9 protein-coding genes are annotated in these 8,678 nt (G+C 67.3%); 5 read left to right on the forward strand and 4 right to left on the reverse strand.

All coding sequences use genetic code 11. The annotated features are described in order from the left end of the window. Window positions 1-515 (forward strand): DUF4214 domain-containing protein (locus tag AB7O82_RS34920; protein ID WP_428621527.1); only part of this gene is annotated, 515 nt, incomplete at its 5' end. A gap of 277 nt (window positions 516-792) precedes the next feature. After that, window positions 793-903 (forward strand): hemin uptake protein HemP, encoded by a 111-nt coding sequence (gene hemP / locus AB7O82_RS34925; protein WP_428621531.1) that lies wholly within the window; start codon window positions 793-795, stop codon window positions 901-903. A gap of 396 nt (window positions 904-1,299) precedes the next feature. Here the strand turns inward: hemP and AB7O82_RS34930 are convergent, their stop codons facing one another. From AB7O82_RS34930 to AB7O82_RS34945, 4 genes are read right to left on the reverse strand one after another with little or no spacing between them, the layout of a single operon-like run. Continuing rightward, entirely contained in the window at window positions 1,300-2,574 is a 1,275-nt protein-coding gene (locus AB7O82_RS34930; protein WP_428542254.1) for an ABC transporter substrate-binding protein, read from the reverse strand. A gap of 19 nt (window positions 2,575-2,593) precedes the next feature. Further along, window positions 2,594-3,433 carry a carbohydrate ABC transporter permease gene (locus AB7O82_RS34935; RefSeq protein WP_428542251.1) on the reverse strand — a complete coding sequence of 280 codons (840 nt, stop codon included), beginning with the start codon at window positions 3,431-3,433 and terminating at the stop codon, window positions 2,594-2,596. Window positions 3,434-3,446: 13 nt separating this feature from the next. Then, on the reverse strand, window positions 3,447-4,337 hold the full coding sequence (locus AB7O82_RS34940; RefSeq protein ID WP_428542248.1) for a carbohydrate ABC transporter permease: 891 nt from the start codon (window positions 4,335-4,337) through the stop codon (window positions 3,447-3,449). Continuing rightward, window positions 4,330-5,475, reverse strand: coding sequence for an ABC transporter ATP-binding protein (locus AB7O82_RS34945; protein WP_428542245.1), 1,146 nt, complete (start codon window positions 5,473-5,475; stop codon window positions 4,330-4,332). Before AB7O82_RS34945 ends, AB7O82_RS34940 begins: the two co-directional genes overlap by 8 nt. A gap of 277 nt (window positions 5,476-5,752) precedes the next feature. Between AB7O82_RS34945 and AB7O82_RS34950 the strand changes: the two genes are divergently transcribed. Genes AB7O82_RS34950 through AB7O82_RS34960 form a run of 3 tightly spaced genes read left to right on the forward strand, consistent with a single transcriptional unit; the run spans window position 5,753 to window position 8,482 of the window. Beyond that, window positions 5,753-6,646, forward strand: coding sequence for a MurR/RpiR family transcriptional regulator (locus tag AB7O82_RS34950; protein ID WP_428542242.1), 894 nt, complete (start codon window positions 5,753-5,755; stop codon window positions 6,644-6,646). After that, window positions 6,646-7,398, forward strand: coding sequence for an NTP transferase domain-containing protein (locus tag AB7O82_RS34955; protein ID WP_428542239.1), 753 nt, complete (start codon window positions 6,646-6,648; stop codon window positions 7,396-7,398). Before AB7O82_RS34950 ends, AB7O82_RS34955 begins: the two co-directional genes overlap by 1 nt. A gap of 1 nt (window position 7,399) precedes the next feature. Further along, a complete protein-coding gene (locus tag AB7O82_RS34960) occupies window positions 7,400-8,482 on the forward strand; it encodes a hypothetical protein (protein ID WP_428621529.1) in 1,083 nt (360 codons plus the stop codon). The last annotated feature ends 196 nt before the right edge of the window (window positions 8,483-8,678 follow it).

Below are 8,678 nucleotides of genomic sequence, written 5' to 3' on the forward strand. Positions count from 1 at the left end.
GCTTCTGGGTCGGCCAGTTCGAGGCGAACCTGCCGAGCCAGGGACCCGCCGCGCTGTTCGCCAACATCGCCAGCTCCTTCGGGATCAGCGCAGAAGCAAAGGCGCTCTATCCTTTCCTCGAAGACCCCTTCGCCGCCAGCGACGCCGAGATCAGCAGCTTTCTCGATTCGGTCTACGACAACATGTTCAACCGATCGTCCGACGCGGCCGGCCTCGCCTACTGGACGGGGCAGATCAAGGCGACGCTGCAGGCCGGCCAGTTCGTCGGCTCGGTGCTGGTCAACATCATGAGCGGAGCACAAAACTCGGCGGCCGGCCAGGACATCACCACCTTGATGGGCAAGGTGGCGGTGAACCTCGAGTATGTCGCGGAGCAGAAGCGGCTGGGCACGACCTGGACGTCGCAGGACGACGGCGCGGAAGCCACGGCGCTGCTCAGTGCGGTGACCGACGTTCCGCAGACGGTTCTCGTCGGCATGGCGCAGGCGCATTCCCTGGTGGCCGCGGACGTCTGACGCCGGCCGGCCGGAGCCGATCGACGCAAAGCAAGGCCAGTACGTCCGAACGGGCTGGCAGCGAGGCGCCGGGCAGCAACCAGACAATCGAAGTGGTCCAGTACGACGAAGAACCTGCGCCGCCGCGATCAAAGGCTTTGACAGGGTGGCGCCTTATATGCAACTGCGAATTACTTGCAAACAATAGCAGCCCTCATGGACCTCCAACCGCGCGCCCTCCCATCATCCGGCACCCCCTTCCCGCCTGCCGGCCGACGAATCCGCCACCCTTCCCACGATCGAGAGCGCCGAGCTGATGCGCGGCGGTCGTGAGCTGCTGATCCGCCACGGCCAGAGCACTTATCGCCTGCGCGTGACGATGTCGGACAAGCTCATCCTGACCAAGTAACCCCGGACACCCGCAGGCTGCCGGCCAGCAGCGGCGCCCGGCCCTGCTCCGCCTCCGGTCAGGCCGGGAGGCCGCCGCCGATGCCGGTCGCCACGCGGACCGTCACCAGAAAGCCGTGCCTGTGAAGAATGCTCTTCACCTCGTCCGCCGCTTCCAGGGCGGCCGATGCCAGCCCTTAGATAAAAGACGAACGAGACCGCTGGATTTTTCTCTCCCCCTGTCCGGGACAGCCACTTTTTTCCGCCATGCGCGGGCTCATGCGCCGGGGCCGCGCCACTCATGGACGCCGACTTCCGTTCCTCCTCCAATGAAGATCGGGGCGTGTACCGCCCCGATCTTCTCAGCATCGTGGTGCACGCCGGCGGGGGGTCTCCCCAGCGAAAGGGAGGAGATACGTTACTTGGGCAGGAGCTTGCCGACGTCCGCTGCCATCGCCGCGAGCGCCGCATCGGGCGCCGCCGACTTGTCGACCACCGTCTGCAGGCGGTCCTTGATCGCCTGGATGATCTTGAGGTTGTTGTCCCCGGGGAAGGCGTACCATGCCGTCATCAGCGGCTGCTGGCTGAGCGACGTCAGGTGGTTCGGCTTCTCGGCATAGAAGTCCTTCAGCATCGCCGGATTGGTCGCCGGCACGGAGTTGGGCGGCATGTAGCCGGTGCCCTTGACCATGATGGTGGCGCCCTCCGGCCCGGTGATGAACTTCATGAAGCGCCACGCCGCCGCCTGCTTGGCGGGCTCCGTCGCGAACATCAGGGCCGACGCGCCGCCGGTCGGCAGCTTCGCGTTGGGACCGGGCACCGGGAAGCGCGCCGTGCGCCACTTGAACTTGCCGGCCACGCCCTCGTCGGCGACGCGCAGGAGCGACGTCGATTCGGTCCAGATGCCGAGCTTGCCGCCGAAGAAGGCGGCGCGGCTCGAATCGGGCGACAGGTTGGGCATGCCGACGTCGCGCACCATGCGGCCCAGCAGCTCGATCGATTTCTTGCCCGGCTCTTTGTCGAAGGCGATCGTCTTCTCGTCCTCGCTCATCATCCGGCCGCCGTGCGAGAATACCAGCGCCTGCCACATCCAGTTCCCGGTGATCGCCCAGGAATAAAACAGACCGACATTGTCGTTGCCGAGCGCGTTGATCTTGTTGGCGAGACTGAAGATGCCGTCCCAGGTGGTCGGGAAGTTGGCCGGATCGCCGCCCGCCTTCTTCACCAGATCCTCGTTCATGTAGACGATCGGTGTCGACACCGCGAAGGCGAGCCCGTAGGGCTTCCCGCCATAGGTGCCGAGCGCCATCATCGACGGCGAAAAGCCCTGGCCCTGCCAGTCCTTCTCCTTCGCGATGAAGGGCGTGAGATCGACGGCGATCTTGCGATCGACGAACAGGCGCTGGAGGTTGATCGCCTGCAGCGCCACGTCGGGAAGCTGCTTGGTGATCGCCTGGCGCAGCGCCGTTTGCGCGGCGTCCTCGTATTCCTTGTAGGCCGGCAGGTAGTTGACCGCGAGGTCGGGGTTGGCCTTCTCGAATTCCGTCTTCAAGGTGGCGAAGACCTTGTCGAAGATGAAGCCCAGCGGATACTGCACGTTGATCGTGGTCCTGGTCTGCGCCAGGGCCGGCCCGCCGCCGACCAGGGCCGTCGCCAGGACGGCGGCGCTTCCCTTGATGAACTGTCGTCTCATGACGATCTCCCTCTCCTGTTCAGCCTTTCATTCCGGTGAAGACCACGCCCTCGACGAAGCAACGCTGCGCGACCAGAAAGGCGATGACCAGCGGCGCGATGACGATGGTGGCCGCCGCCATCAGCGGCCCGAATGCGGTGCCTTCGCCGTTCAGCTTGAGATGGGCGATGCCGAGCGGCGGCGTGTAGAGACCCTGCTCGCCGACCGCGATCAACGGCCAGAAATAGTCGTTCCAGTGGGCGACCACGGAGAAGATCCCGAACGCCACCAGCGCCGGGATCGCCGCCGGCGCCATCACCGACCAGACGATGCTGTACTCGCTCATGCCGTCGATGCGGGCGGCGTCGACCAGGTCGTCCGGCACGCCGAGAAAGAACTGGCGCATCAGGAAGATGCCGAAGACGGAGATGGTAAAGGGAAGCACAAGGGCGGCGTAGCTGTTCAGGAGCCCGAGCCAGTAGAACAGGATGTAGATCGGCAGCGCCGTCGCCTGGTAGGGGATCAGCAGGCAGACCAGCACCGCGGCGAACAGGGTCGTGCGGCCGCGAAAGCGCAGCTTGGCCAACGCATAGGCTGCCGGCACGTTGACCAGCACCTGCAGGGCGAAGATCGCCGCCGTCACGATGATGCCGTTCAGCAGGAAGTGCAGCAGTGGCACCTGGGTCAGCGCCTCGTGGTAGTTCTCGGCCGCGCCCAGGCGGTGGGGCAGCAGCTGGAACTCGGGCGAGTAGATTTCCTCCTTGGGCTTCAGCGACGTCGCCACCATGACGACGAACGGCGCCAGCATCACCACGGTGCCGAGCCCGAGCACGAGATGGCGTACGCCGCGCAGCGGCCGCGACAGGCGATGACCCGTCATGGTGCCAATTTCCTCATTGCACAGGCCTCCGTGCCTCGAGAATGAAGACGCGGATCACCGACAGCGCCAGGATGAACACCAGGAAGACCACGACCAGCGCCGCCGCGTAGCCGACCCGGAAGAAGCCGAAGGCCTCGGCATAGATCGTGTGCAGCAGCACCTCCGAGGCCTTGTTCGGCCCGCCGCCGGTCAGCACCTGCACGGTGTCGAACACCTGGAAGGCGCGGATGGCGGTGATCACCACGGCGAACAGCGTGACCGGTGCCAGCATCGGCCAGGTGACGAGGGCGAAGCGCGACGGGCCATGGCGGGCACCGTCCACGGCGGCGGCCTCGTAGAGCTCCGACGGAACGGCGGTCAGCCCCGCCATGAACAGCACCATGTTGAAGCCGACGCTCTGCCAGATACCGATGCCGCACAGCGTGAACAGCACGAGGTTGCGGTCGTGCAGAAAATCGAGCGGCCGCAGGCCCAGCCATTTCAGGGCGAAGTTCACCGCCCCGATGCGCGGATCGAGCATGAATCCCCAAACGATCGCCATCGCGATCAGGGTCGCCATCACCGGCAGGAAATAGGCCGAGCGATAGAAGCCGCGCAGCCCGCGGTCGGCCTCGATCAGCAACGCCGCGCCGAGCCCCAGTGCCACCGACGCGGGCACGACGATGGCAACGTAGATCAGCGTGTTGACGACCGAGATGCGCACCGTGGCGTCCTCGTTCATCTCCTCGTAGTTGGCCAGGCCGATGATCGAGAGGGATGGCGCGCCGAGCTGGTAGTCGGTGAAAGAAAGCACGATCAGGCAGACGAGCGGCCCGATCAGGAACACCAGCATCAGCAGCACCGCCGGCAGGGTGAGCAGCAGGACGTTGAGCCGCCTGGCCCGGCGCGGCGATGCCTCAGCCATTGCGGGCGATCCTCCGGCCGTCGCTGTCGAACAGCAGCAGATGCTCGGCCGGGAAGCGGATCTGCACGGTCGCGCCGATCTCGGTCGATTCGACGGCCGATGGATCGCAGCGGATGATGGCGGGGCTCGGCAGGCCGTGCAGCGCGATGTGCAGGAACAGGTCGGAGCCGAGATTCTCGCGAAATACGATTCGCCCGGGAATACCCGCACCCATCGTCACGGCCAGCCGTTCCGGCCGGATGGCGGCCTGCAGCCTGGTCCCGACGGGGAGCCCGCTATCGCGGGTGACCGGCATCCCGAGCACGCCGATTCCGACGGGTGTCGCCACGGCTGGAAAGACGTTTATGCGCGGCATGCCGACGAACTGTGCCACCGGCAAATCGTCGGGATCCTGATACAGAGTGGCCGGCGAGGCGATCTGGCGCAACTGGCCGTCGAGAATCACGGCAACGCGATCGGACATGGTCATCGCCTCGGCCTGGTCGTGCGTCACGTAGACGAACGTGGCACCGAGCTCGCGATGGAGCTGGGCGAGCTCGGCGCGCATGTGCACGCGCAGCTCGGCATCGAGGTTGCTGAGCGGCTCGTCCATCAGGAACGCCCGCGGCTGGCGCACCATGGCACGGGCGAGCGCCACGCGCTGCTTCTGGCCGCCGGAGAGCTGCGAAGGCTTGCGATCGAGCAGGCTTTCCAGCCGCAGGGTCGCGGCCACGCCGCGCACCGCCTCGGCGATCGAGCCGCCGATGCTGCGCACGCCGGGCAGCAGGCGGGCGCCGGGCAGGCGCTGCAGCCGCGTCAGCCGGCGCATGCGCAGCGGCACCGCGATATTCTCGGCCACCGTCAGATGCGGGTAGAGGGCGTAGGACTGGAACACCATGGCGATGTCGCGTTTGTCGGGCGCCAGCCCGTCCATCGACACGCCGTCGATGGCGACTGTGCCCTCGCTTTGCGGTTCCAGCCCGGCGATGATGCGCAGCAAGGTCGACTTTCCGCAGCCCGACGGCCCGAGGACGGTGATGAACTCGCCGGCGCGCACGTCGAGATCGATGTCGCGGAGCACCGAAACCTCGCCGAACTTCTTGGCGATCCGCGCGAGCGCGATCGCGCCGCGGCGTGCGGGCCGTTCCGTACCTGCCATGATCGGGCTTACATGCATGGGGATCGCGCGCGCAGACGTGGCGCGCCCGAATATGGCATGCAGCGCCATCGCGCGCAGCGCGAACCGCCGCGACCGGGCCGGCACCGGATGCCGCAGGCTGTCAACCGCACGTCCTCCCCCGCTCACGATCGGCCAATCGCGATCCGATGGGGCAGACGATAACGCGCGCGCGACGGGTTGAAAAGAACTCATTATTGGATCATTTAGACACTGAGTTTATTTCAAACAGATGTCACGACAGGACTGAGGGGTCGGAATGTCGGGGAAGCAGCGGCTGGCGAGCAGCCGGACGGCGGAGGCGGAAGACAAGGCGTCGATCCTGACGCTGATCCGCCAGTCGATGCGCACGCTGCCGCCGACGGCCAGGCGCATCGCCGACTACATCGACAAGCACGCCAACGACGTGATTCGCATGTCGATCACCGAGCTCGCCGAGCAGGCCGAGGCGAGCGAGGGCAGCATCGTCGGCCTGTGCCGGCGGCTGGGCATTGACGGCTTCCAGGAGCTGAAGATCCTGCTGTCGCGCGACCTGGTCGATCCGGTGCGCCTGATCCAGGAGGATTTGCGCGAGACCGATTCGGTGGCGGATGTCGCCGAGCACGTCTTCGCCGCCCACATCGCCTCCCTGCAGCAGACGAGGCAGCTGCTGGCGATGCCGGCGCTCACCAAGGCGGTCGAGATCATCCGCAGCGCGCGGCGCCTCGAGGTCTACGGCATCGGCAGCTCCGGGCCGATCGCCCAGGATCTCGCCTACCGTCTGCTGCAGCTCGGCCGCGACGCCAAGGTGGTGAGCGATTCGCACATCCAGGCGGTGAGCGCCGCGATGACCGATTCCAGCACCGCCGTCATCACCATCTCCCATTCCGGCAGCACGACCGAGACCGTGCTGGCGACGCGGCTTGCCCGTGACGCCGGCGCGCGCACCATCGGCATCACCCGCATGGGCAAGTCGCCGCTGGCGCGCTACTGCGACATCGTCCTGCACACCATCGCCAACGAAACGCGCTACCGGCCGGAGGCGATGAGCAGCCGCGTCGCCCAGCTCGCGCTCATCGACACTCTGGTGTCCTGCTGCGCGCTCGCCGACGCCGGGCGCTCGGTCGCCAAGCTCGAGCTCAGCGCGCGCATCATCGCCGGCAAGCGCTTCTGATGCGTGCCATCATCATAGGCGCCGGCCGCGGCAGCCGGCTGATGCCGACGACCGAGAACGCCCCCAAGTGCTTCGCCGAGATCCAGGGCAAGCGCATTCTCGACTGGACGATCGAGGCGCTGCAGGGCGGCGGCTGCACCGAGATCTGCTTCGTCGGCGGCTATCGCATGGAGGCCGTGCGCCACGACTATCCCCAGTTGCGCTTTCGCGCCAACCCCGACTGGCAGAACAACAACATCCTGGTCTCCCTGATGTGCGCCGAGGATCTGATGGATCGGCCCTTCGTCGCGACCTACTCCGATATCCTGTTCACCCCCCAGGTGGTGGCCGACCTGGCGCGCGCGAAGGACGAGATCGCGCTCGGCGTCGACACCGACTGGCGCGAGCACTACAGGCTGCGCACAAAGCACCCGCCGCACGATGCCGAGAAGGTCATCACGAGCGGCGGCCGGGTGGAGCGCGTCCATCGCGGCATTGCCTACGAGGAAGCGACCGGCGAGTTCATCGGCGTCGCCAGGTTCGGCAGCGATGGCGCGCGCTGCCTGCGCGAGTTCTATCACCGGCGCATGGCGGAGTTCTGGGGCCGGCCGTACCGCGAGGCGCCGCTGTTCCAGAAGGCGTACCTGATCCACCTCTTCCAGGACATGATCGAGCACGGCATCGCCTTCGGTCACGCCGATACGCCGGGCAGGTACCGCGAGATCGACACCCAGGAGGACATGGAACTCGCGCAGACGCTGTGGCGGCCCTGACATGCCCTCTGATGCGCCGATTGGCCGTTCCCTGCCGCTCTTCCCGGCGTCGATCGTCGGCTCCATTCCCCGTCCCCTGGTCGTCCGCGAGCTGATCGAGAAGCCGCACTGGGATGCCGCCGACGGCGCCGCCATGGACGCCGCCATCCGCTTCGTCGTGGCGATGCAGGAACGCGCCGGCCTCGACGTCGTGAACGACGGCGAATGGCGGCGCCGCTCCTACATCGGGGTCATCGCCGAGCTGGCGCACGGCTTCACGCTGGAGACGAACCCGGCCGACGGCCGGCCTTGGACGGTGGTGACCGGGAGGCTGGCGCCCAAGCCGGCCGGCTTCATCGCCCGCGAGGCAGCCTTCGTGAAGGGCATCGCCACCGTCGCCACCAAGATCACGTTGCCCGCCCCCGCCCTGCTCGGCGAGCGCCTGTGGGACGCCGAGCGCTCCCGCAGGGCCTACCCCGACCGCGAGGATTTCGTGCGCGCCTGCGTGGCGCCGCTCAGGGCCGAGATCGCGATGCTGCGGGAAATCGGCGTGGAGATCGTCCAGATCGACGATCCCCATCTCTGCCTGTTCGTCGATCCCGCCGTGCGCGCGCGCTACGACGCCCCCGACCGCGCGGCCGATTTCGCCGTCGACATGATCAACGCCACGGTCGAGGGCTTTGCCGGCGTGAAGTTCGCCGTGCATCTCTGCCGCCGGGCAGGCGCGCGCGTTCGCGGCGAGAAGCACCATGCCGGCACCTACGGCCCGATCCTGCGCCAGCTCAACCGCTTGAAAGTGCAGCATCTGACGATGGAATTCACCGCCGCCGGCGCCGACGATCTCGAGAGCCTCGGCCGCCTCAGGGAGGATCTCGAGGTGGGCCTCGGCGTCGTCGACGTGACGCCGGGCGCGCCCGAAGCGGCGCCCGCGATCGCCGCGCGCGCCGAGCGCGCGCTCGAGCGCATCGACAAGCGGCGCATTACCCTCAACCCCGACTGCGGCTTCGCCCCCGGCTCCGCCGCCCGGGTCGACATCGACGAGGTCTACCTCAAGCTCAAGGCCGAAGCCGAGGCGGCGCGACTGCTGCGCCAAAGGTACGGCTGAGGATTACTCTCCTCCCCAGCTTCGCTGGGGAGGTGTCGCCGTCATACGGCGACGGAGGGGTCATGAGCCGGATAGGGGTAGGGAGAGGCGGCGCCTCCCCCTCCCTCCGAACCGGACGTGCGGGTCTCCCGCATCCGGCTCTCCGGTTGGTGGTCTTACCCACGAGGGGACCGACCGGCCAGAGCCTGGGCGTGTT

The sequence above is a fragment of the Reyranella sp. genome (genome assembly GCF_050185545.1).
GTDB lineage: Bacteria > Pseudomonadota > Alphaproteobacteria > Reyranellales > Reyranellaceae > Reyranella.